The following is a 22,122-nucleotide window of genomic DNA, read 5'->3' as shown; positions in this document are numbered from 1 at the left end:
TTATTGCTAAATAATAGGTTCTATGAGAATATTTTCCGCTTCTTTCTTACGTAAAGCTAAACAAGATTGATCATAAATAATACATAGTGGATCATAAAAAATAGAAACAAAAAGTATTTCAAATTTCACACCAGGTAAAACACCTAATTCTAACAACTTGATAGGAAAATCTTCATTTTTATATCCCTTTATAATCCCTTTTTCTCCTTTTTTAAGATTAGATAAGTTCAAATTTATATGTATTTAAAATTATATTCTTCGTTAAATATACTTTCTTTAATGAAAGAATATTTTTATGTTGTTTTTTATAAAACAAATAAAATTACTTTTTATCGATAGAAAAAAATGAAATAAAGGTTTAAATTTATCTTCAAAAATATGTTATAACTTATGACGTCTATTTTTGTTAGATCCATACAGTTACTACTAAGTATATCTATATTGATTCTTATTCATGAATTAGGTCATTTTTTATTATCTAAAACATTTAAAGTACGTGTAGAGAGATTTTTTTTGTTTTTTGATCCTTGGTTTTCTATTTTCAAAAAAAAAATAGGACAAACTATTTATGGAATAGGTTGGATCCCATTAGGAGGATATGTTAAAATATCTGGAATGATGAGAAATGAAGAGATAGATTCTTCTTCTGCAAAAGATTGGGAATTTCGTTCAAAATCTGCAACAAAAAGACTATTGATTGTATCCGGAGGAATTATTTCAAATGTGTTATTTTCTATTATTATTTTTTCTTTTTTGCTATTTAAATATGGAGACACATATCTTCCTACAAAAAATGTTAAATATGGAATTGAGGTAGATTATTTAGGGAAAAAAATAGGTTTAATAAATGGAGACAATATTCTACTTGTCAACGGAAAATATATCCCTTATTTTAATGATATTCCTAAAGCCATTATTTTAGGTAATTCCATTACTATAGATCGCATGGGAAAAGTTATCCATTTATCATTAAATGATGATAAAAAAAGATTTTTTTTTGATAGAAAAGAATTCAGCTTTTTTATAAAGCCTCGTGTACCCCCCATTATAAATTACGTAGTAAAAAATTCAGAAGCTTATAAATCTGGACTAAAAAATAATGATGAAATTTTAGCGATTAATTCAGAGTTTCTTTTATTTTCCGATCAATTAAAAGATATGTTATCAAAATATAAGAACCAAACTATTTTGATTTCTATTAACAGAAATGGTAGACTACTTCAAAAAGAAGTTTTTTTAGATCAAAAAGGAATCTTAGGAGTTTCTCTCAAAAATTTTATGGAAATGGATAATATTTTTTTATTCGAAAAAAAAAATTATTCCATAATTGAAAGTTTTCTTTATGGAGCAAAAAGAACTTGGGATGTTTTAAAAAATCAAATATTTTTTTTGAAAAACGTTTTTCATATAGAAACTAAAGCTTATAAACAGGTGGGGAGTTTTTTTTCTTTGGCTAAAGAATTTCCTTCTCAATGGAATTGGTGGATTTTTTGGACTTTAACTGCCACTTTATCCATATGGTTAGCTTTCTTAAATCTATTTCCTGTTCCGTCATTAGATGGAGGTTATATCTTATTTATTCTGATAGAAATGATAACTAAAAAAAGAATAAATGAAAGAATTTTTGAACGTTGCACTATTATTGGATTTCTAATAATTAGTTTGATGATGGTTATGGTTATTATTTGGGATATTTTTAAAGTTTTTTTTTCTTAAAAAATTTTTAAGGAAAAATATTTTATTTCTAGTAATTCCTATATCGATCATAAGATCATTTTTATGTATTGATGGAATACTATCTATGGGGTTAAAAAAACTCAATCCGATTTTTAGAACATTTTTTTTGCATAGTGTAAGAAATCTATCATAAAATCCTTTTCCATAACCAATACGATATCCTTTTAAATCAAAAACTAATAAAGGGACAAATATCACTTCAATAAAGGAAGGAGAAATAATATGTTTTTGTACAGGTTCAGGAATTCCATATTTGTTATTCTTTAAGATAGTTTTTCTATCAATAAGACAATTATCTATGGATATACGATGAAAATTGGAGTAAGGAACTGTTATATATTTCCCTTTTTGAAAAAGAAAGTTAGTAATGAGGAATGTATTGATTTCGTTATATTTCTGTATAGGCAAAAAAATATGATAATATGTTTTATTCCATATCAAGAAAAGTTTTTTGAATTGAATAAATATATCATAACTACTTCTCAAGACTTCTTTTTTAGTAAGTGATTTTCTGTAAAAAAGATATTTTCTTCGTAATTCTTTTTTTTCATTCATTATTTTTTACAATTTTCATGAAACTTTCTAATACTTTTACTATTTCTTGAGGATTTTCTATTACCCCCATGTGACCAGTTTGGATATCAACACAATAACTGTTATATCCAATTTTTGCTTCTTCACGAAGTTTTTTTGCAGGAAGTATTAAATCATATACTCCGACCACATATAATTTTGGAAATTTAGTTTTTTTTAATAAAAATCTTCTATCTCTACGAATAGACATTCCACGCAAAAAAGATATTACACTGTGAACAGGAGTTGAAATAGCTATTTTTTTTAAAAATTTTAGTTCTTTTTGTAAAGAACTTAATTTATTAGGATTGAATAATGTCTTAATACTAGTAGATACAAATAATGGATAATTATCTATTGCGAATCTTATGGATCGAATACGATTATTTTTTTTTTCTTTTGTATCTGATTCTGCGGTAGAATGAAGTAAACATAAACCTAAAAATATTTCTGGATATTCTTCTGCAAGCGCTAAAGCTATATATCCTCCCATAGAATGACCTATAAAAACTGCTTTTTCTATATTCTCTTTTTGTAAAATAAATTTAATAGTATCAGCCACTTCTTCCATTGTGGTAGTGGTATTGGAAAAATTTTTTGCTTCTAGAAAACTTTTTCCATGACCAGGTAAATCAATTGAAAGGACTTTATATTTCTTGGAAAAAATATCATATATATAATTCCAAATTTCTAAACTTTCCATAAATCCATGTAAAAAAACCATGGATATTCCATTTCCTTTTGTTTTATAATAGATATTTTTTTTATTATGAAAATATATGAACATATTCTTATATTAAATAAAAATATAGTTATTTATTATGAAAATTACGTTTTTTATTATTCAAAAATGAAGTTAATAATGCTGTTAACTATAAATATTGGAAATTCAAGTCTTCGTTTTGGACTATTTAATAATAATTATAATTTAAAATGTGATTGTTCATGGATTATTAACAGTAATCCACATAGATCATTGGATGAATATATTTTATTATTTAGGAATATTTACCAACAATATGGAATCCTGTCTAAATTAATACAAAATATTGTGATTGGATCCGTTGTCCCCCCTCTTACAAACATTGTAGAACAATCTTTATATGAAATTCATAAAATAAAACCGATAATAGTAGATAGATATTCCGCCTCTCCAATAAAACATTATTCTCATCAATTAGGAACAGATTTATATGCTAATGCTATAGCTGCATATACATTATATCATAATAAAAAAAATACTCTAGTAGTAGATTTTGGAACGGCTTTAAGTTTAACATGCATAGATAAATACGGAACTCTTCAAGGAGTTATTATTGCTCCAGGAGTCAATAGTTCTTTATCCGCATTGATAGGTAATACAGCTCAACTATCGCAAATAGAATTAAAAAAACCTCCTAGTATATTAGGACAGTATACTGAAACATGTATCCAAAGTGGAATTATTTATGGATATATCAGTATGGTAGAAGGACTCATTAACCGGATTAATAAAGAATTAAAAACAAACTGTTTTGTTATAGCGACAGGAGGACTTTCTCATATTTATACTCCTTTAACTAAAAAAATTCATCTTAAAGATAAGTTGCATACAATAAAAGGTTTAAAAATTCTATTTCATTGGAATAAATAGAATATGAGGATGTTAATTTACAAATCGATAGATTTTTTAATTTGTTCTGATAAAACCTTGAAATGATTTGCAGATAAAGATATTCTTTCCTTAGAAAAATCCCCATCACTTTCTTTATCCATAGGGATTAAATGGATATGAACATGGGGAATTTCAAAACCCATTACAAATATGCCAACACGATTACAAGGGATTATTTTTTCAATGCCTATAGCTACTTTTCTAGTAAAAGACATGATAGATAAAAAATCTTTTTCTGTGAGAGAAAAAATTTTTTCTATATTATTTTTTTTTGGGATCACTAAGGTATGACCAATTTTTATGGGATAAATATCTAAAAAAGCCAGATGTTCAGAATTTTCTGCAACTTTATAAGCAGGGACTTCGTTTTTTATTATATGTGTAAATATATTTTTCCGATTCATTCACTAAATGCAATTTCTAAAATTTCGTAATCAAGTATCATTTTATTAGGTAATTTAATATGAGCAATTTGTCCTACTTGTTTCCCGAGTAATCCTGTAGATATAGGAGTATTTATAGAAATTTTACCAGATTTTAAATCTGCTTCTCCTTCTGGAACTAAGGTATATATTTGTTCTCCTCCATATGTTAAATTTTTTACCCTGACTGTAGATAGAATAGAAACTCTGGTTCTATTTATTTGTGATCCATCGATAATTCTTGCATTAGATAGTTTTTTTTTTAATTTGGCTATGTTCATTTCTAAAAATCCTTGTGCTTCTTTTATAGCATCATATTCTGCATTTTCTGAAAGATCTCCTTTGTCTCTTGCTTCTGCTATTTGCATTGATATTTTTGGTCTTTCAATGTTTTCTAATCTTTCTATTTCTTGTTGTAGTTTTTTTAATCCCTCTTTAGTGATATATTCGAATTTTTCTTTTTCCATAGTATTTTTTCATTATTATTTTCGATCTTTTCATCCAATTATAAAGTTAGTTGATTTTGTGAATTATTATGTAAATTATTTGTTTTCTACATTATGTAGGTTTTTTTCTTAATTGATTGAATTTATACAAATTTTAAAAATATAGTGTTTATTGTTCAGTTTTTTCTTATTATTTCATTGTTCATCATATCTTCAATTACGGGAAAAGTGATGAAAATTTATGATGGAGATACTTTCAGAATTGAAACGAAAAAAATGGAAGAATATAGAATAAGAATTGCGGATATAGATTGTCCAGAAAAAAATCAATCTTATGGAAGAGAAGCAAAAAACTTTTTAACAAAAAAAATTCTAAATCAAACAGTTTTAATCAAGAATATCAAAATAGACAAATATAATCGTATTGTTGGATTGGTATTTTATGAGAAAAACAAAGATTTAGGAAAGGATATTCTAGAGTCTGGATTAGCTTGGGTTTGGAAATTTTCTAAAAATGTTCCATATAAAAGAATTGAATCTCAAGCAAGAAAACAAAAAATTGGAATATGGAAAAAAAATAACCCTATAGATCCCTATGATTGGAGAAAAAAAAGATTATTCAATCCTTACAATGTTCGCCCCTAAAAGACGTAATCTTTGATCAATATTTTCATATCCTCGGTCTATTTGTTCTATATTTTTTATTCTACTAGTTCCTTTAGCAGAAAGTGCAGCGATAAGAAGAGATATTCCAGCCCGTATATCTGGAGAGTTTAATAGAGAACCTCGTAAATAAGATTGATGATTCAAACCAATAACGGTTGCTCTATGTGGATCACATAATATTATTTGTGCTCCCATTTCAATTAATTTATCTACAAAAAATAATCGGCTTTCGAACATTTTTTGATGTATTAAGACACTTCCTTTAGCTTGAGTAGCTACTACAGTTAAAATACTTAGTAAATCTGGAGTTAAACCTGGCCATGGAGCGTCAGAAATTGTTAATATAGCATTATTTAATAACTTTTTTATCTGGTATGATTTTTGAGATGGAATATAAATATCATCGTTTTTCTTTTCTAATAAAATTCCCATTTTTTGGAATATGTTCGGAATGATTCCTAAGTTTTTCCAACTAACATTCCGAATTTTTATTTCAGAACTAGTAATAGCTGCTAAACCGATCCAACTTCCTATTTCTACCATATCAGGTAAAATAGTATGGGTACACCCTCCCAATTCTGTAACTCCGGTAACATTGATTAAATTAGAACCTATCCCTTTTATTTTTGCTCCCATTCTATTTAATAGTCTACATAATTGTTGAATATAAGGTTCACAAGCTGCATTATAAATAGTTGTTTTTCCTTTAGCTAAAGACGCAGCCATGATAATATTAGCTGTAGCTGTTATAGAGGCTTCTTCTAGAAGAACAAATTTTCCTTTTAAATATTTAGATGTAAGATAGAAATACTGATTTTCTCTATTATAATCTATATGACTTCCTAAAGATTCAAAACCTCTTAGATGAGCATCTAAACGTCTACGACCAATTCTATCTCCTCCTGGTGTGGGCATCCAAACTTTTCCAAATCTAGCCAGCAAAGGTCCTGCAATCATAACAGAGCCTCTAATACATTTTCCATATTCACGAAATTTTTTCGTATTCAAATATTCTAGACAAATATTTTTAGCTTGAAAAGTAAAATCTCCAATATCATTTTTTTTTACTAAAACTCCTAAGTGTTGAAGTATTTGCATCAAACATTTGACATCTCCTATTTCTGGAATATTTTTTATTCTCAATTTATCGGAGGTTAGCAAAACGGCACACAAAACTTGCAAAGCTTCATTTTTTGCTCCTTGTGGTTTAATTTCTCCTTTTAGAGGATATCCTCCTTCTATCTTAAAAGTAGCCATAATTCATCCTATTTTCTTTTTTCTCATATAGTTTTTTTTTCTTTTTGGATTTAAAAGATGGGAGCATTGTAATAACGGATCGGTATTATTCATTAAACATATTTTTCCTTTTGAAAGCTCTTTTAAATCTTTAAAGATAATATCATCTTCTACAAGGTTTTTATTCCATCTCAAATAATTTTTCTTCATAGTATTTGCTATAGCATAAAATAACCCTTCTTTTTTTTGTCTATTCTTACAATGTATTGCTACATGTATCATATTTCTAATGATTTTTCCATAATACCGGAAATCAGTTAAATATTCAGGATATTCCACTTTCTTATAAAAAAAAATTTTTATCTTTTCTGGATGTGGTTTTGGAAAAGGAGGATCAATATCTAATTGATATTTAGACATAATAAATAATTGATTCCATAGTTTATGTTGAAAATATGGATTATTCAATTTAGGATTGGAATCCGTCATTAATTTAATGATGCTCCAAGCGCAACGATTACGTTTTTTCCTATTTTTTATTTGTATTGCATAAGCAATCATCTTATGGATATTTCTACCATATTCTGGGATAACCAATTTGAAACGATTAGTATTATATTCCATATTGATTTTTTGTTTATAAAAATAAGATCTTTTCTACTTCTAAGGTTTATTGTGGAAATAAGAAGTTTTATGTAAAAAATTTTTTCTTACCTTACAGAAAGTGTTGAAACAGGATATACAATGATTATCTGTGCATGCATCTACATGTACAGATAATTCTACTTTATGTCCAAATTTGTCTTTTGTTAAATTTGTCAACTTTCGGACTTCATTATTGGATTCTTTGACATTAAAAAACCATGGAACAGTTAAATGACAATCAACATGTAAAGCACTTCCATATTTAATAATTTTTAAATGGTGAAGGTCAATCCAATGAATGTCTCTTTTTGCATTTATATAAAAAGATAACTTTTTTAAAAGTTCTTTATCCGATTCATCCATGATACCAGCTGTAGCATATCTTAACAATTTTAATCCTGTATATAAAATTACAGAGGAAAAAATAATAGAAATAATAGGATCTATCCATATCCATTTTGTGATATTTAACAATATTAATCCTATCACTATTCCAAAAGTAGAATAAGTATCTGTTTGAAGATGTTTCCCACTAGCTATTAACGTTAAAGCTCCATTTTGATTTCCTATTTTACAGGCGATAAAACCTAAACCATAATTAACAATAGCGGTGAATGACATCAGAGGAATTCCATAATCTAATTTGAATAGAATAGGATCATGATGTTTTAGATGTATAAAAGTTTTTATACAAATAGCCATTCCTACAAAAAAAATTAAGAATCCTTCTATAGCTGTTGATATAAATTCTATTTTACCATGACCATATGGATGGTTGTGATCTTTGGGTAAAGAGGAGATATACAGGCTATACAAGCCTATAAATCCACTAATAATATTGGTTATACTTTCCATAGCGTCACTAAATATAGAAAGAGAAGAAGTAATATACCAAGTAATTAACTTAATGAAAAATAAAAGAATAGCTACAAAAAAAATTAATTTTTGTAGACTAAAATTTAGTTTCATCTTTTTATCTTCCATAAAAAGAGATTTAATGATAATGATTAGGAATAAATAACAAGTTTAGCTAATTTTAGTAAAATTTTTTTTATTCCTAATTGTTGAAATTTAATTATAGCTATTTCATTTTGAATGTCTAGTATCATTCCAATTCCAAAATTTTTATGAAATACTTTCACTCCTTTTTTTAACATGGATAATGTTTTTTTTTCATCCGATATAATAGATATCGGATTATCTTTATTTAGATTATTAAATATTATTCCATGTTCTCTATCAATAAATTTTTCGCTTATTTCCTGAATAAAACGACTAGGAACCGTCCTGATTTTTTTTCCCCATAAAAAACGATATTTTGCATATGTTAATATAGCTTTTTTTTGAGCTCTTGTTATTGCTACATAGAATAGACGGCGTTCTTCTTCAAGTTTCAATTGATTTTCTAAACTAGATTTTGATGGAAATAAGTTTTCTTCTAATCCTGCAATAAAAACCACGGAAAATTCTAAACCTTTAGATAAATGTATAGTCATTAATGATACCTGATTTTCTTCATTTTTCTCATCTGTTCCTTCTTTTAAAGAAAAATATCGCAAAAATCCAGATAAACTCATATCTCCATTTTTATTTAATATTTTTTGTTCTTTAAGATATAGAAATATATTCTCTAATATATATTGAAAATCATCAGCATGATAATAATTTTTTTTATCTTCTTCTAAGAAAAAATTTGCTATTTTTTTTGCTATTGGATAGGTGTTTTTATTGTTTAATTCTAAACGAAATTTTTCTATTGTTAAAATAAAATTTTCTAATTTTTCTTTTGTTTTTTTATTAATTCTTAGGAAATGATAATAATTTATCAGATTTTTTAAAATATTATAAAGAGTTTTATTCTCATTTTTAGATAAATTTAATATGAATTTAATAGCTTTTTTATTTACTATTTTTTTTATTATACGTAATAAGGATTCTTCTTCGTTGGGATTAGTGATGATTTTTAAAAAAGCTAAAAAATCTAGAATCCCTTTACGTTTGTAAAAGGATATGGATCCGTATATTTTGTATGGTATTTTTTTTTCTTTTAGAGCCTGTTCTAAGATATTTGATTGTGTGTTTGTTCTATAGAGAATAGCAAAATTTTTAAATTGTGTATTTTTCTTTGTGAAATCTATGTAAGAAGCAATGTATTGCGCTTCTTCCTTTTCAGAATGAGCTCCATATATTTTGACCTTATCTCCTTTTTCGTTATTTGTCCAAATTTTTTTAAAGATTTGATTTTTATTAAAAGAAATAATCTTATTAGAGGCCTGCACTATGTGATTTGTAGAACGATAATTTTGTTCAAGACGGAAAATTTTTGCTTCATTGTAATCCGTATGAAAATTTAAAATATTTGAGATATTCGCACCACGAAAAGCATATATACTTTGAGCATCATCACCTACGGCAAAAACATTTCTATGTTTTGAAGATAAATTTTTAATGATTGTATTTTGAGAAAAATTGGTATCCTGATATTCATCGATTAATATATATTGGAATTTTTCTTGGTATTTATGTAGTATTTTAGGAAAATGAAAAAATAAATAATTTGTGTGAAGTAATATGTCATCAAAATCTAAAGCTTCTGATTTAAAACAACGTTTTACATAATATTCATATATTTTTTTTATATCATGATATGATTTTTCATTGTTTATGGATTTCAAGTTATTTTTATATTCAGATATTTTTCTTCTAATTTTTGTAGGGCTGAGAGATGTTTTAAAATTGAAGTCATCTAATATTTTTTTTATCACATTTTCTGAGTCTCTTTGATTGTAAATAGTGTAATTTGATTTGTAACCAAGCCAATGAGATTCTTTTCGCAAGATACCTGAAAATATAGAATGAAAAGTCCCTAGGGATATCTGATTCAAATCCGTTTGATTCAACATATTTGAAATGCGAATTTTCATTTCCTTAGCTGCTTTATTAGTAAAAGTTAAAGCTAATATTCTAGATGGATTTATTCCTATATTATTGATCATGTGTACTATACGATGTGTGATAACACGGGTTTTTCCGGATCCAGCTCCAGCAATTACTAGAACAGGACCATGAATTGTTTCTATAATTTTACGTTGGGAACTATTAAGTGATGATGTATAATCCATATTTTTTATTTTTAGCTTATTTTACCCCAAAAAGATTTGTAGTATTTATAGAAATGATTTTGAGTGGTTCTATGATTTAATAGAAAATTAGGATTTTTACTAAAAAATTTTTTAGCAATAGGAATGACTTCTTTTATTAATTTGTAATCTTCAAGTAGATTTGCAATTCGAAAATAAGCATTTCCGCTTTGTTTAGTTCCTATTAAATCTCCACTTCCTCTTAATTTAAGATCTTTTTTCGCTATTTCTAAACCATCTTTAGTTTCGCACATAATTTTCATTCTAAAGTGGCTTTCTACACTAATTTTATCATTAGTCATAAGAATACAATAACTTTGATGTGGACCTCTACCGACCCTTCCTCTTAATTGATGCAATTGAGATAAACCAAAGCAATCTGCATTTTCTATTAAAATAACTGAAGCATTAGGAACATCTACTCCTACTTCTATAACAGTAGTAGAGACAAGAATTTTAGTTTCTCCATGTAAAAATCGATTCATTTGAATATTTTTTTCTTGATAATTCATTCTACCATGTAGAATTCCAATTCGATCTTCTAACTTTGGGAAGTTTTCTTTTATAAATTGATAACCTTTCATTAAATTTTTAGATTCATTTTTTTTGAATTTTTCTATAGTAGGATAAATAATGTATATTTGTCTTCCTTTTTGAATCTGACTTCTTATAATTTCAAGGACTTTAGATCTATGTTTATTGCGAAAGTGAACAGTTGTAATAGGTTTTCTATCCATGGGTAATTCCTTTATGATGGATATCTTTAAGTCATTATAAAGGGTCATGGCTAAAGTTCTAGGAATGGGAGTGGCCGTCATAATTAATATGTGAGGTCGTTTGTTGTTTTTCTCCAAAATCTTAGCTCTCTGTTCCACTCCAAAACGCTGTTGCTCATCAATTATAGCTAATCCGAGATTTTTAAAATGGACTGTATCTTGAATCAAAGTGTGTGTGCCTATAAGAATGGATATTTTTCCTATAAAAACATCATGATATATACGTTTTCGCATTTGAATAGGGGTGGAACTAGTTAATAAAGCTATTTGAATTCCAATTTCAGAAAACATTTTCTTTATAGAAGAATAATGTTGTATTGCTAAAACCTCAGTAGGAACCATTAAACAAGATTGAAACCCATTATCTAAAGCAAGAAGCATGGATAACACAGCTATTATGGTTTTTCCACACCCTACATCACCTTGTAATAATCGGTTCATTTGGATAGGTTTTTTTAAATCACTACGTATTTCTTTGAATACTCTTTTTTGTTCCTCTGTTAAAGAAAATGGTAAACAATACTTGTAGAAGTTGTAAAAATTTTTTCCTAATCTTAGAAATGGATAACTGTTGGATGAATAACATGCATTTATGTTTTTTTTGGATAAAAGGAATAATTTTAAAAAAAATAATTCTTCGAATTTTAAACGTTGTTTTGCTTGAAATAATTTTTCTAAAGATTTTGGAAAATGTATTTGAATTAATGCTTCTTTCCTTTGCATTAATTCTTTTTTCATAATATCCTGAAGAAATATTTCTTCTATATCATTTTTTGATTCTTCTATTAGATTCTTCAAAATTTCTATCATGAAAGAATTATTTATTCCATTTTCTCTAAGTTTTTTAGGGATGGAATATATCGGATATATAGAGTAATTGTTTTCTGAAAATTGAAATTTTTGAATATCTGGATGAATGATTTGAATTTTTCTTTGAAAATATTTTACACTCCCGTGCACTGTTATTGTCATGTTTTTTTTGATGATTTTTCTAAAAAAATTGATTGTCTTGAACCAGACTAATTCTACATATCCTGTTTCATCTTCTAAACGTGCTACTAATATTTTTCCTTTTTTATTTTGATAGTTTATTTCTTCTAAATGGGTAATTTTTCCTGTTATTTGTATAAGTGTATTGTCGGTCGGATTTTTTTTTTTTGTTAATTCTGATATATTATTTAATATAAAATAATGGACATATTTTCTAGGATAAAAAAAAAGTAAATCTTCATATGTATGAATTTGTAATTCTATATTAAATAAACGTGTTTTTTTTAAACTGAATCCCTTTAAATATTCTATAGATTTTTCTAATACATTATGTGACATTTTTTTTAAATTATATCTTGCATTAAAATAATAATGTGATAATGATTTTGGCATAAATAATAATAAAAATATTTAATTTTGTCCTGAAAAATGGACATTTAGCTCAGTTGGTTTAGAGCGCTACTTTGACAGAGTAGAGGTCGTCGGTTCAAATCCGATAGTGTCCACATGATTACATTATTTTTTTTTTATGGTATTAATTACAACAGTTAGAGAGGGAGAATCTATTGATAAAGCCTTGAAGAAATGCAAGAAAAAATTTGATAAAACGCGTATTTTAAAGGAATTTAGAGAAAAACAACAATATATCAAACCTTCTGAAGGTAGAAGAAATGAAATTTTACGAGCTAGATATAGAGAACGTATGCGATTAAAGAAAGAGGAATAATAAATATAGATGCATCTTTATTCTATGACAAATTCTAGCTGTAAAAAAAACTACAAACGCATTTTTGGATTGGTAGGAAGAGGAATCAGTTATTCTTTTTCAAAAGACTATTTCATGAGAAAATTTAAAAAAGAATTTATTCATGAAGTGACTTATGAAATATTTGATATTCCAAAAATAGAAGATATTTTATCCATTTTTAAAAATCCATTCTTGAAAGGATGCAATATTACTATTCCATATAAGAAGAGCATTATTCCATTTTTAAATAAACTTATGCCAGAAGCAAAATCTATTGGATCTGTTAATGTAGTAAATATCAATGAAAAAAGACATTTTATTGGTTATAATACAGATGTTTTAGGTTTTGAGTTTTCTTTCAAAAAGGACATAAATAAATTATCATATAAAAATCCAAAGGCTTTGATTCTTGGAACAGGTGGGGTATCTAGATCAATTTCCTTTGTTCTAAAAAAAATGGGAATTCCATACAAATATGTTTCTAGAATGAAAAATAAAGATTTTTTGGTTTATGAAGAAGTGAACCAATATCTTTTAGAAGATTATAAAATTATTATAAACTGCACTCCATTAGGGACTTTTCCAAATATACATTCATGTCCACCTTTACCTTATCAATTCATTTCTTCTCAACACTATCTATATGATTTGGTTTATAACCCATCTAAAACTTTGTTCTTAAAAAAAGGTGAAGAAAAAGGATCTACGATCAGAAATGGTTTAGAAATGTTGCGTATTCAAGCAGAAGAATCTTGGAAAATATGGAATTCATTAAAATAGGTTTGTGATAAATGAACCGTAAAGAAATCTTTATGTATAGGGCTATTCAACTAGCAAAAAATGGATTAGGATTCACTTCTCCTAATCCACTGGTAGGATGTTTAATAGAAAGAAATGGTTTGATTTTATCAGAAGGATGGCACTATAAAATAGGAATGGATCATGCAGAGGTAAATGCTATCAATAGGGTTGAAAATCTATCTTTATTAATTGATTCGACCCTTTATGTAACGTTAGAACCATGTGCACATTTTGGAAAGACCCCTCCTTGTGTTGATTTGATCATTAAAAGTAATATACCTAGAGTGGTAATAGGAATACAAGATCCTTGTAATAAGGTTAACGGTTTGGGGATACAAAAATTGAGAGAAAATGGAATAGAAGTGATAGAAAATGTTTTAAAGGATCAGTGTCGCATTTTAAATAAACGTTTTTTTACTTTTTATAAAAAAAAGAGACCTTATGTTATATTAAAATGGGCACAAAGTAATGATGGTTTTATGGATTCATTGAAAATGGATAAAAAAAAACCTTCATGGATTAGTGGAATTTATTCTAGACAATTGAGTCATAAATGGAGATCTGAAGAAGATAGTATTTTAGTAGGAAGAAAAACCGTGTTTAATGATAATCCAAAATTAGATGTTAGAGAATGGTTCGGATATGATCCGATTAGAATTTTTATGGATAGAAAATTGAGTATATCTACTTCTTATTTTATTTTGGACGGGACGAAAAAAACAATTGTTTTTACTGAAAAGAAAAAAGAAAATCAGAAAAATACAGAATTTGTTCAGATTTCTTTTGATAAAGATATTATAAAAAATATCTTAAATTATCTATATAAGAAAAATATTTTATCTCTAATTGTAGAAGGAGGGAAAATTACCTTAGAGAGTTTTATCAAAGAAAATATTTGGGATGAATCCAGAATATTTATTTGTAATCTTTTTCTGCAAAATGGATTAATGGCCCCTGTAATAGATGGAAGAGTTATAAAAAATATGTATATAGAAGAAAAGGATAGACTTATTATTAAAATTCCATTTTAATTTTTTTCTATAAGGAACTTAATTGTATCAATGTTATCTGAATAATCCCACAATTTAGGGGATTGAGTTTTTCCAAACTCAACTTCGTTTTTACAAATATTTCTTGATACTAAGCATTGTAAATGTTTTCTATTTTTGTGTATCAGTTTTTTTAATTTTTTTAAATTGGAATAAAATTCATAATATACCACTGATATTGGACTATGATAATTTTTGCTTTCTATTAGAATCATCATAGGATTTCTTTTAATGACTATATTATTTAGAGTGTATATGGAAAGATAATAATTGTAATTATCAATATACTTATAATTTTTCATTATATAGGAAGATAAATTTTGATCTAAGAGAAGATGAAGATTATAATTTTTAGGAATGAATAACTTACCTACATTTCTACATCCTCTTCCAGAATAAGTTAAAATATCTTTATTTAAAGAAATTAAATCTTTTTTACTTTCATTTCCTTGTAGAATAGCTATGGAAGTTCGTCTTCTTCGAAGTATCATAGGATATTTTCTAAAGTAGTATTCAAAATAACGAGCGGTATTATTACTACAACTGGCTATAACAGAATCATATTCTTCTTTAAAAAAGTTTTTAGAAATTTTTATTTTTTTTTCTAATAGAGGATTGATATAAGTGATTATTCTGCATAAAAAAGGAAGTAACAAATTATCTTCTTCGGACAATTTTATTAAAATGCGATGTCCTGATAAAAGAACACATAAAAAATCATGAAATCCTACTATAGGAATATTTCCCGGCATAATAACTAAAATAGTTTTTATTTGATTCTTTTTATCAATAAGAGGATACTTATTTAACCAATATTCTAGTTTTTCTTTTGTGAGTATATTCCCCCATTGTTCAATAGTGATTAATAAATCTTCTGTTCTAAACCAGCTATTGACAATGGGAATTTTTTTTATAAGATTCTGAAATGGAAAAAAAAATTTTTTCATATTTCCAGAAATATATTTTTCATGTGCATAAAATTTCTTAAATTCTCTAAGGAAAAAACCCAAATTGTCAAAAGTCTGAATCAGATTATTCATTGTATTATTGTATTATAGAATCTACATTAAATTTAATTTACAATGTCTATAAAAATAACGGAAGAATGTATAAATTGTGGAGCATGTGAATCTGAATGTCCTAATCATGCAATTTATGAAGGAGGACAAGTATGGAGAATGTCAGATGGAACTTCTTTGTGGAAGAAAAAAAAGTCAGAAACTTTTTTTATAGATCCAATATATCCTCAGAAACCAAAAAAGAAGGATATTTATTTTATAGTAGCAGAAAAATGTACAGAATGTGTAGGGTTTTACAATGAGCCACAATGTGTAACGATCTGTCCAATAAATTGTTGTGTTATCGATGATAGTCATGCAGAGTCTAAAGAAGATCTTCTTAAAAAGAAAAATTTTTTGCATGATTCTTTTTGAAAGAATTTTTCATTTCAATGAATCCTCAATATTTAGAAATTAAAAATGCATTTAAAAATTGGAAAAATATAGCAAAACTTTATTATCCAAATAATTGGAAAGCTTTTATTCAAATTTTAAATACTTTTCTTCCTTTTATTTTCATTTGGATAACAATAGTCTGTTGTATTTTCAATTATTCAAAGTGTCTAACAGTTTTATTATCTATATTAAATTCCTTTTTTTTAATTAGAATATTCATTATTCAACATGATTGTGGACATCAATCATTTACATCTTCAAAAAAAATTAATAATATCATAGGTTTTATTTGTAGCCTTTTTACTTTAATTCCGTTTAAATATTGGGCTAAATCACATAATTATCATCATGCACATAATTCTCAATTAGATTTTAGAGATATAGGTGATATAACTATTTTAACTGTTAGGGAATATCAAAAATTGAATTTTTGGAAAAAAATCAAGTATAGAATGTATCGATCCTTCATCGTCATGTTTTTTTTAGGACCTATCTATTATATTTTTATACACAATAGATTACCATTAATTCATATAAAAGGTTGGGAAAAAGCAAAAGTAAATCTTTGGATCAGCAATTTTTGTATTTTATTTTTTTATATTTTTATAGGGAGTTTTATTGGTTTTTTTAGATTATTACTTATTCAATTTCCAACTATTGTTTTTTTTTCTATTGTAGCTATATGGGTTTTTTATGTTCAACATCAACACAATCCTAATTATAAAGAATGGAAAACTAATTGGGATTACTGTCTAGCCGCTATAAAAGGTAGTTCTTTTTACAAATTACCTAAAATAATTCATTGGTTCACAGGAAATATTGGATACCATCACATCCATCATTTAGCTCCTAGTATTCCATTTTATTATTTACCTGACTGTCATAATCAAAATCCTATTTTCGATAAATATGTAACGAAAATGAACTTTTCAGGAAGTTTAAAATGCGCAAAATATAAACTTTGGGATGAAGAAAATAAAAAAATGATAAGTTTTAGATCTTATGAAAAAAGAAATATTAATAAAAAAATTTCTGAACATAAATGATGATTGGTTTTTTTTCATCAAAGAGGAATGGGATAAGCCTTATTTTCAAAAATTATTAAAATTCCTTAGGATGGAATATAAAAATTATGTTTGTTTTCCAGAAAAAAAGAATATTTTTTCTTCTTTCAATTATTGTTCTTTTTCCAAACTAAAAGTAGTTATTCTAGGGCAAGATCCTTATTATAAAGAAAATCAAGCTGATGGGTTATCCTTTTCTGTTCCGAATGGAATTGCGATTCCTCCTTCTTTAAAGAATATTTTTATAGAAGTGAATAATTGTTTTCAAAAAAAATCATTTCCTATTAGTGGTTCGTTAATTTTTTGGGCAAACCAAGGTGTTTTATTACTTAATTCTGTCTTAACGGTAAGGAAAGGACTTCCTGGATCTCATAGAAATAAAGGTTGGGAGATTTTTACGGATAAAATTATTCAAATAATTTCGGATGAAAAAAAGCATATTGTTTTTTTATTGTGGGGAGAGTTAGCCAAAAAAAAAGCTTCTATAATTAATTTTAATAATCATTATATATTAAAAACATCACATCCATCTCCTATTTCTGCAAATTTTGGTTTTTTAGGATCTAAACATTTTTTTAAAACTAATCAGTTTTTGAAAAAAATTGGAAAAAAACCTATAATGTGGTAATTACATATGTATGGCTTTATTTTCAAAACTCAACAATGCAGCTTCTTTAAAAGACTCGCTGAAAGTAGGATGTGGGTGACAAATTCTATAGATATCTTCTGAAGATGCACGAAATTCCATAGCTACAGCAGCTTCCATTATCATATCGGAAGCATGATCGCACATCATATGAACTCCTAATATTTCATCTGTTTTTTGATGAGATAGTATTTTTACGAAACCTTCTGTAGATCCACTAGCACGAGATATTCCCAGTATTCTCATAGGAAATAAACCGATATTATATTCTATTCCTTTTTCTTGGATTTCTTGTTCTGTCAATCCAATACTAGATACTTCAGGATCAGTATATAGGACAGATGGGACTAAATTATAGTTTATTTTATTTGGTTTTTGTCCAGCTAGATGTTCTGCTACATATAAACCTTCTTCCTCTGCTTTATGTGCTAACATTTTTCCGCCTATCACATCTCCTATAGCATAGATATTTTCTACAGAACTTTGTAAAAAATCATTAACTAAAATGAAACCTTTTTGATTTTTTTGAATTCCTATATTTTCTAATCCAAGATTTTCCGTATAAGGTTTTCTTCCAATTGATATGAGACAATAATCCCCTATATATTTCATTTTTTTTCCATTATTTTTATTTTTCACATAAACTGAAATTTTCTTAGAATCTAATGGAACTATATTCTGGATTAGTAAGGAAGTTTCTATTTGAATTCCAGATTTTTCTAATATTTTTTGAATCTCTTGACTTAAAGAACGATCCATATTTGCAATTATCCTATTCATGGTTTCAATAATAGTGACTTTACTTCCTAACCTATGGTAAACAGAAGCTAATTCTAATCCGATTATTCCTCCTCCAATTATTATTAATTTTTTTGGAATTTCATCCATAGAAAGAGCCTCTGTAGAGGAAATAATTTTTTTTCGTATATCAAAATTTGATAATGGAAGACTTAGTGGTTTAGAACCTGTAGCTATGATACAATATTTAAATTGTATTTCTTGTATATTTTTTAACGTTTTTCTATCTGTGATAGAAATCACATTATTTTTTTTAAATGAAGCTATACCTTTATATAAATCAATATTATTTTTTTTCATGAGATATTTTATTCCTTCATTTGTTTTTTTCACAATCTCATTTTTCCTTTTCATCATTTTTTCGAAATCTAAAGATAATTTCTCATAAATAATTCCATGGGAATGATGATGATTTTTGGCCAATAAAAAATATTTAGAAGAATATAAAAGAGATTTGGAAGGAATACAACCTACATTTAAACATGTTCCGCCTAAATCTTCATATTTCTCTATAATAGCCGTTTGAAGTCCTAGTTGACTTGCACGAATAGCGGAAATGTAACCTCCTGGACCAGATCCTATAACAACAAGATCATATAAATTATTCATGATTAAAGTATTTTATTTAATAAAGTTATACAAATCTGCTTATTTACATATTTAATATATAAGCAAAAATTAATGGTGCCACAATAGTAGCATCCGACTCAATAATAAACTTAGGAGTGTCCTTATCTAATTTCCCCCAAGTTATTTTTTCATTAGGAATAGCTCCAGAATAGGATCCATAACTAGTAGTAGAATCAGAAATTTGGCAAAAATACGCCCAGAAAGGAGTCCGGTTCCATCCAATATCTTGGGAAAGCATGGGGACTACACAAATAGGGAAGTCACCGGATATTCCTCCACCTATCTGAAAAAATCCTATTTTACTTTTTACAGATTCTTTTTTATACCATTTAGCTAAGTACATCATATATTCGATTCCATTTTTTACAAGAACTGGTGGAAATAATTTTTTCATGCAATATGAAGCGAAGATATTTCCTATTGTGCTGTCTTCCCAACCTGGAACAACCATGGGTAAATTTTTTTTGGCAGCAGCCAAAACCCAACTATCTTTTGAATTGATATCATAATATGGTTCTAAAATATTTTCTAATAATAATTGATAAATATATTCATGTGGAAAATATCGTTCAGATTTTTCCTTAGCTCTTTTCCAGATATTGAAAATATGTTTTTGTAGCAATTTAAAAGCTTTATCTTCTGGAATACAAGTATCTGTAACGCGGTTAAATCCTTTTTTTAAAAAATTTTTTTCTTCATCAGGAGTTAAATCTCTATAATTAGAAATTTTCTTATAATGTGAATGAGCTATTAAATTCGTTATATCTTCTTCTAAATTAGCACCAGTACAAGAAATAATATGAACTTTATCTTTTCGGATCATTTCCGCTAATATTTTTCCCAATTCTGCAGTACTCATGGCGCCTGCCAATGTCATCATCATTTTTCCATTATTTTTAATGTGATGTTTATAAGCTTTAGCTGCTTCTGATAAAGTTAGAGCATTAAAATGAAGAAAATATTTTTCAATGAATGAAGTAATAGAATCTTTCATAGTTGATATTAGATTTTATCTAGCTATTTGTACAGCTCTGGTTTCTCGGATCACTGTAACTTTTATTTGACCAGGATAAGTCATTTCGTTTTTTATTTTCTCTGTTATATCACAAGATAACTGAAAAGCTTTCTTATCATCTATTTTTTCGCTTTCTACTAAAACTCGTAGTTCTCTACCTGCCTGTATAGCAAATGCCTTATTTACCCCATCAAAACTTAAAGCGATATCTTCCAGATTTTTTAATCTTTTAGAATAAGACTCAAAAGAATTTTTTCTTACTCCAGGACGAGCTCCACTAATGGAATCCGATACTTGCACAATAGGAGATATTAGAACTTTCATTTCTATTTCATCATGATGAGACCCTATGGCATTACAAACTTCCATATTTTCTCCATATTTTTCAGCCCATTGCATTCCTAAAATAGCATGAGGAAGCTCGGATTCTGTTTCAGGAACTTTACCTATATCATGTAATAAACCTGCACGCTTAGCTAATTTTGCATTTAATCCTAATTCGGAAGCTAATATTGCTGCTAAATGAGCAACTTCTCTGGAATGTTGTAATAGATTTTGTCCATAAGAAGAACGATATTTCATCCTCCCTATCATCCTAATTAATTCTGGATGTATTCCATGAATTCCTAAATCGATTATGTTTTTTTTTCCTATTTCTACTATTTCTTCTTCAATTTGTTTTTCAGTTTTTGCTACGATTTCTTCAATTCTTGCTGGATGTATGCGTCCATCTATTACTAACTTATGAAGCGATAACCTTGCTACTTCTCTACGTATAGGATTAAAACAAGATAACAGAATAGCTTCTGGAGTATCATCTACAATGATTTCTACTCCTGTAGCTTTTTCCAGAGCTCTTATATTTCTTCCTTCTCGTCCAATGATTCGACCTTTTACGTCATCTGATTCTATATTGAAGACGGAAACTGCATTCTCAACTGCTTGTTCTGTCCCAATTCTTTGAATAGCTTGAATAACTATTTTTCTTGCTTCTATTTTTGCAGTCAGTTGAGATTCTTCTATAATATTTTGTATATGTGTTTGTGCTTTTACTTTAGCTTCTCCTTTAAAAATTTCAATTAATTCATTTTTAGCTTCTTCAGAAGAATAATTGGATATTTTTTCGAGTATCTCTACTTGTTTTATCTGCATGTTTTTAAATTCTTCTTGTTTTTTTTGAAGAATTTTGAATTTTTTTTCATAATCATGTATTTGATTTTCTAGACGATTGTTTCTTTTAAAATAAATTTCAATTTCTTTAGATAATCTAGATTCTTTTTCTCTTGTTTTATTTTCTATATCCGTTATTTTTTTTTCTCTAATACGAACATCTTTCTCATGTTTATATTTCAGTTCTATGAATTTTTCTTTTGCTTGAAGCATTTTCTTTTTTTTTATAGATTCTCCTTCCTTTTCTGCATGTTTTATAATTTTTTTTGCTTGAATTTTAGCTTTTTCTAATAAATGAATATATCTTTTCAAGATGGTTTTTTTTCCAAATAAATAACATGTAATAATTCCAATTATAAACCCCATGAGAACCGAAAATCCAACATTTATTTTCATATTTACTCAATTTAAATAAAAATAAAATAGACATTTTAATAACATTTTTAAAACAAAAAATAATAA

23 protein-coding genes and 1 tRNA gene are annotated in these 22,122 nt (G+C 26.8%); 10 read left to right on the top strand and 14 right to left on the bottom strand.

The genetic code is table 11. The features are described from left to right. Nucleotides 1–6: 6 nt before the first annotated feature. Complete coding sequence (locus tag H0H60_RS02595) at nt 7–231, bottom strand: FeoA family protein (RefSeq protein ID WP_012821639.1); 225 nt, start codon at nt 229–231, stop codon at nt 7–9. 159 nt (nt 232–390) lie between these two features. Between H0H60_RS02595 and rseP the strand changes: the two genes are divergently transcribed. Next, nucleotides 391–1,716, top strand: coding sequence for an RIP metalloprotease RseP (rseP, locus tag H0H60_RS02590; protein WP_185862608.1), 1,326 nt, complete (start codon nt 391–393; stop codon nt 1,714–1,716). Here rseP and H0H60_RS02585 read toward each other — a convergent pair. Continuing rightward, a complete protein-coding gene (locus tag H0H60_RS02585) occupies nt 1,651–2,292 on the bottom strand; it encodes a 5-formyltetrahydrofolate cyclo-ligase (protein WP_185862607.1) in 642 nt (213 codons plus the stop codon). The genes rseP and H0H60_RS02585 overlap by 66 nt on opposite strands. Continuing rightward, nucleotides 2,285–3,097 (bottom strand): alpha/beta fold hydrolase, encoded by an 813-nt coding sequence (locus tag H0H60_RS02580; RefSeq protein WP_185862606.1) that lies wholly within the window; start codon nt 3,095–3,097, stop codon nt 2,285–2,287. The genes H0H60_RS02585 and H0H60_RS02580 overlap by 8 nt, the downstream gene beginning before the upstream one ends. 75 nt (nt 3,098–3,172) lie before the next feature. Between H0H60_RS02580 and H0H60_RS02575 the strand changes: the two genes are divergently transcribed. Continuing rightward, nucleotides 3,173–3,943, top strand: coding sequence for a type III pantothenate kinase (locus tag H0H60_RS02575; RefSeq protein WP_185860196.1), 771 nt, complete (start codon nt 3,173–3,175; stop codon nt 3,941–3,943). Between the two features lie 17 nt (nt 3,944–3,960). Here H0H60_RS02575 and H0H60_RS02570 read toward each other — a convergent pair whose 3' ends face one another. Together H0H60_RS02570 and greA are read right to left on the bottom strand one after the other, a co-directional pair. After that, the gene (locus H0H60_RS02570; RefSeq protein WP_185862605.1) at nt 3,961–4,368 is read right to left on the bottom strand and encodes an HIT family protein; all 408 of its coding nucleotides are present in this window, start codon (nt 4,366–4,368) and stop codon (nt 3,961–3,963) included. Further along, nucleotides 4,365–4,853, bottom strand: a complete 489-nt coding sequence (gene greA / locus H0H60_RS02565; protein WP_185849694.1) for a transcription elongation factor GreA — start codon at nt 4,851–4,853, stop codon at nt 4,365–4,367. The genes H0H60_RS02570 and greA overlap by 4 nt, the downstream gene beginning before the upstream one ends. 210 nt (nt 4,854–5,063) lie before the next feature. On the opposite strand from greA, the gene H0H60_RS02560 reads away from it, so the two are divergent. Further along, nucleotides 5,064–5,477, top strand: coding sequence for a thermonuclease family protein (locus H0H60_RS02560; protein WP_238784891.1), 414 nt, complete (start codon nt 5,064–5,066; stop codon nt 5,475–5,477). Here the strand turns inward: H0H60_RS02560 and murA are convergent. Genes murA through recG form a run of 5 tightly spaced genes read right to left on the bottom strand, consistent with a single transcriptional unit; the run spans nt 5,448 to nt 12,624 of the window. After that, nucleotides 5,448–6,755: a UDP-N-acetylglucosamine 1-carboxyvinyltransferase gene (murA, locus tag H0H60_RS02555; RefSeq protein ID WP_185862603.1), complete on the bottom strand. Its 1,308-nt coding sequence runs from the start codon at nt 6,753–6,755 to the stop codon at nt 5,448–5,450. The two genes, H0H60_RS02560 and murA, sit on opposite strands and share 30 nt — an antisense overlap. 3 nt (nt 6,756–6,758) lie before the next feature. Further along, a complete protein-coding gene (locus H0H60_RS02550) occupies nt 6,759–7,358 on the bottom strand; it encodes a DUF4290 domain-containing protein (RefSeq protein ID WP_185862602.1) in 600 nt (199 codons plus the stop codon). Nucleotides 7,359–7,397: 39 nt separating this feature from the next. After that, nucleotides 7,398–8,348 (bottom strand): cation diffusion facilitator family transporter, encoded by a 951-nt coding sequence (locus H0H60_RS02545; RefSeq protein WP_238784890.1) that lies wholly within the window; start codon nt 8,346–8,348, stop codon nt 7,398–7,400. A gap of 38 nt (nt 8,349–8,386) precedes the next feature. Further along, nucleotides 8,387–10,501, bottom strand: coding sequence for an ATP-dependent helicase (locus H0H60_RS02540; protein WP_185862600.1), 2,115 nt, complete (start codon nt 10,499–10,501; stop codon nt 8,387–8,389). An 11-nt stretch (nt 10,502–10,512) separates the two neighbouring features. Beyond that, on the bottom strand, nt 10,513–12,624 hold the full coding sequence (gene recG, locus H0H60_RS02535) for an ATP-dependent DNA helicase RecG (protein WP_185862599.1): 2,112 nt from the start codon (nt 12,622–12,624) through the stop codon (nt 10,513–10,515). Nucleotides 12,625–12,716: 92 nt separating this feature from the next. Between recG and H0H60_RS02530 the strand changes: the two genes are divergently transcribed. The 4 genes from H0H60_RS02530 (at nt 12,717) to ribD (ending at nt 14,865) form a co-directional block, all read left to right on the top strand. Then, a tRNA-Val gene (locus tag H0H60_RS02530) sits at nt 12,717–12,791 on the top strand. Nucleotides 12,792–12,814: 23 nt separating this feature from the next. Further along, nucleotides 12,815–13,012: a 30S ribosomal protein S21 gene (rpsU, locus tag H0H60_RS02525; protein ID WP_045118242.1), complete on the top strand. Its 198-nt coding sequence runs from the start codon at nt 12,815–12,817 to the stop codon at nt 13,010–13,012. A 9-nt stretch (nt 13,013–13,021) separates the two neighbouring features. Next, nucleotides 13,022–13,813: a shikimate dehydrogenase family protein gene (locus H0H60_RS02520; RefSeq protein WP_238784889.1), complete on the top strand. Its 792-nt coding sequence runs from the start codon at nt 13,022–13,024 to the stop codon at nt 13,811–13,813. 11 nt (nt 13,814–13,824) lie between these two features. Next, a complete protein-coding gene (gene ribD, locus H0H60_RS02515; protein ID WP_185862598.1) occupies nt 13,825–14,865 on the top strand; it encodes a bifunctional diaminohydroxyphosphoribosylaminopyrimidine deaminase/5-amino-6-(5-phosphoribosylamino)uracil reductase RibD in 1,041 nt (346 codons plus the stop codon). Here ribD and H0H60_RS02510 read toward each other — a convergent pair. Beyond that, a complete protein-coding gene (locus tag H0H60_RS02510) occupies nt 14,862–15,923 on the bottom strand; it encodes an acyl-CoA reductase (protein WP_185862597.1) in 1,062 nt (353 codons plus the stop codon). The genes ribD and H0H60_RS02510 overlap by 4 nt on opposite strands. Nucleotides 15,924–15,965: 42 nt before the next feature. Between H0H60_RS02510 and H0H60_RS02505 the strand changes: the two genes are divergently transcribed. The 3 genes from H0H60_RS02505 to ung are packed head-to-tail and all read left to right on the top strand — an operon-like array spanning nt 15,966 to nt 18,029. Continuing rightward, entirely contained in the window at nt 15,966–16,316 is a 351-nt protein-coding gene (locus H0H60_RS02505; RefSeq protein ID WP_185862596.1) for a 4Fe-4S binding protein, read from the top strand. Between the two features lie 17 nt (nt 16,317–16,333). Further along, nucleotides 16,334–17,383: a fatty acid desaturase gene (locus tag H0H60_RS02500; RefSeq protein WP_185862595.1), complete on the top strand. Its 1,050-nt coding sequence runs from the start codon at nt 16,334–16,336 to the stop codon at nt 17,381–17,383. Continuing rightward, a complete protein-coding gene (gene ung / locus H0H60_RS02495) occupies nt 17,340–18,029 on the top strand; it encodes a uracil-DNA glycosylase (RefSeq protein ID WP_185862594.1) in 690 nt (229 codons plus the stop codon). Before H0H60_RS02500 ends, ung begins: the two co-directional genes overlap by 44 nt. Here the strand turns inward: ung and lpdA are convergent, their stop codons facing one another. Genes lpdA through rny form a run of 3 tightly spaced genes read right to left on the bottom strand, consistent with a single transcriptional unit; the run spans nt 18,030 to nt 22,056 of the window. Next, nucleotides 18,030–19,454 carry a dihydrolipoyl dehydrogenase gene (gene lpdA, locus H0H60_RS02490; RefSeq protein WP_185862593.1) on the bottom strand — a complete coding sequence of 475 codons (1,425 nt, stop codon included), beginning with the start codon at nt 19,452–19,454 and terminating at the stop codon, nt 18,030–18,032. It abuts the gene before it with no gap. A gap of 43 nt (nt 19,455–19,497) precedes the next feature. After that, on the bottom strand, nt 19,498–20,469 hold the full coding sequence (locus H0H60_RS02485) for a deoxyhypusine synthase family protein (protein ID WP_185862592.1): 972 nt from the start codon (nt 20,467–20,469) through the stop codon (nt 19,498–19,500). A gap of 15 nt (nt 20,470–20,484) precedes the next feature. Continuing rightward, nucleotides 20,485–22,056, bottom strand: coding sequence for a ribonuclease Y (gene rny / locus H0H60_RS02480; protein WP_185862591.1), 1,572 nt, complete (start codon nt 22,054–22,056; stop codon nt 20,485–20,487). Nucleotides 22,057–22,122 lie beyond the last annotated feature (66 nt).

It is taken from the genome of Blattabacterium cuenoti, from assembly GCF_014251735.1.
GTDB classification, from domain to species: Bacteria; Bacteroidota; Bacteroidia; order Flavobacteriales; family Blattabacteriaceae; genus Blattabacterium; species Blattabacterium cuenoti_C.
This window is presented reverse-complemented; position numbering and strand designations above follow the sequence as displayed.

Bases quoted from the DNA above. Each gene is read 5' to 3' on its own strand.
- lpdA (WP_185862593.1), bottom strand. From the start codon at position 19,454: ATGAATAATTTATATGATCTTGTTGTTATAGGATCTGGTCCAGGAGGT.
- H0H60_RS02580 (WP_185862606.1), bottom strand. From the start codon at position 3,097: ATGTTCATATATTTTCATAATAAAAAAAATATCTATTATAAAACAAAA.
- murA (WP_185862603.1), bottom strand. From the start codon at position 6,755: ATGGCTACTTTTAAGATAGAAGGAGGATATCCTCTAAAAGGAGAAATT.
- H0H60_RS02570 (WP_185862605.1), bottom strand. From the start codon at position 4,368: ATGAATCGGAAAAATATATTTACACATATAATAAAAAACGAAGTCCCT.
- H0H60_RS02550 (WP_185862602.1), bottom strand. From the start codon at position 7,358: ATGGAATATAATACTAATCGTTTCAAATTGGTTATCCCAGAATATGGT.
- H0H60_RS02545 (WP_238784890.1), bottom strand. From the start codon at position 8,348: ATGAAACTAAATTTTAGTCTACAAAAATTAATTTTTTTTGTAGCTATT.
- recG (WP_185862599.1), bottom strand. From the start codon at position 12,624: ATGTCACATAATGTATTAGAAAAATCTATAGAATATTTAAAGGGATTC.
- H0H60_RS02575 (WP_185860196.1), top strand. From the start codon at position 3,173: ATGCTGTTAACTATAAATATTGGAAATTCAAGTCTTCGTTTTGGACTA.
- rpsU (WP_045118242.1), top strand. From the start codon at position 12,815: ATGGTATTAATTACAACAGTTAGAGAGGGAGAATCTATTGATAAAGCC.
- ung (WP_185862594.1), top strand. From the start codon at position 17,340: ATGAAAAAAGAAATATTAATAAAAAAATTTCTGAACATAAATGATGAT.
- H0H60_RS02500 (WP_185862595.1), top strand. From the start codon at position 16,334: ATGAATCCTCAATATTTAGAAATTAAAAATGCATTTAAAAATTGGAAA.
- H0H60_RS02510 (WP_185862597.1), bottom strand. From the start codon at position 15,923: ATGAATAATCTGATTCAGACTTTTGACAATTTGGGTTTTTTCCTTAGA.
- H0H60_RS02505 (WP_185862596.1), top strand. From the start codon at position 15,966: ATGTCTATAAAAATAACGGAAGAATGTATAAATTGTGGAGCATGTGAA.
- H0H60_RS02485 (WP_185862592.1), bottom strand. From the start codon at position 20,469: ATGAAAGATTCTATTACTTCATTCATTGAAAAATATTTTCTTCATTTT.
- H0H60_RS02540 (WP_185862600.1), bottom strand. From the start codon at position 10,501: ATGGATTATACATCATCACTTAATAGTTCCCAACGTAAAATTATAGAA.
- rny (WP_185862591.1), bottom strand. From the start codon at position 22,056: ATGAAAATAAATGTTGGATTTTCGGTTCTCATGGGGTTTATAATTGGA.
- H0H60_RS02560 (WP_238784891.1), top strand. From the start codon at position 5,064: ATGAAAATTTATGATGGAGATACTTTCAGAATTGAAACGAAAAAAATG.
- greA (WP_185849694.1), bottom strand. From the start codon at position 4,853: ATGGAAAAAGAAAAATTCGAATATATCACTAAAGAGGGATTAAAAAAA.
- rseP (WP_185862608.1), top strand. From the start codon at position 391: ATGACGTCTATTTTTGTTAGATCCATACAGTTACTACTAAGTATATCT.
- ribD (WP_185862598.1), top strand. From the start codon at position 13,825: ATGAACCGTAAAGAAATCTTTATGTATAGGGCTATTCAACTAGCAAAA.
- H0H60_RS02585 (WP_185862607.1), bottom strand. From the start codon at position 2,292: ATGAATGAAAAAAAAGAATTACGAAGAAAATATCTTTTTTACAGAAAA.
- H0H60_RS02520 (WP_238784889.1), top strand. From the start codon at position 13,022: ATGCATCTTTATTCTATGACAAATTCTAGCTGTAAAAAAAACTACAAA.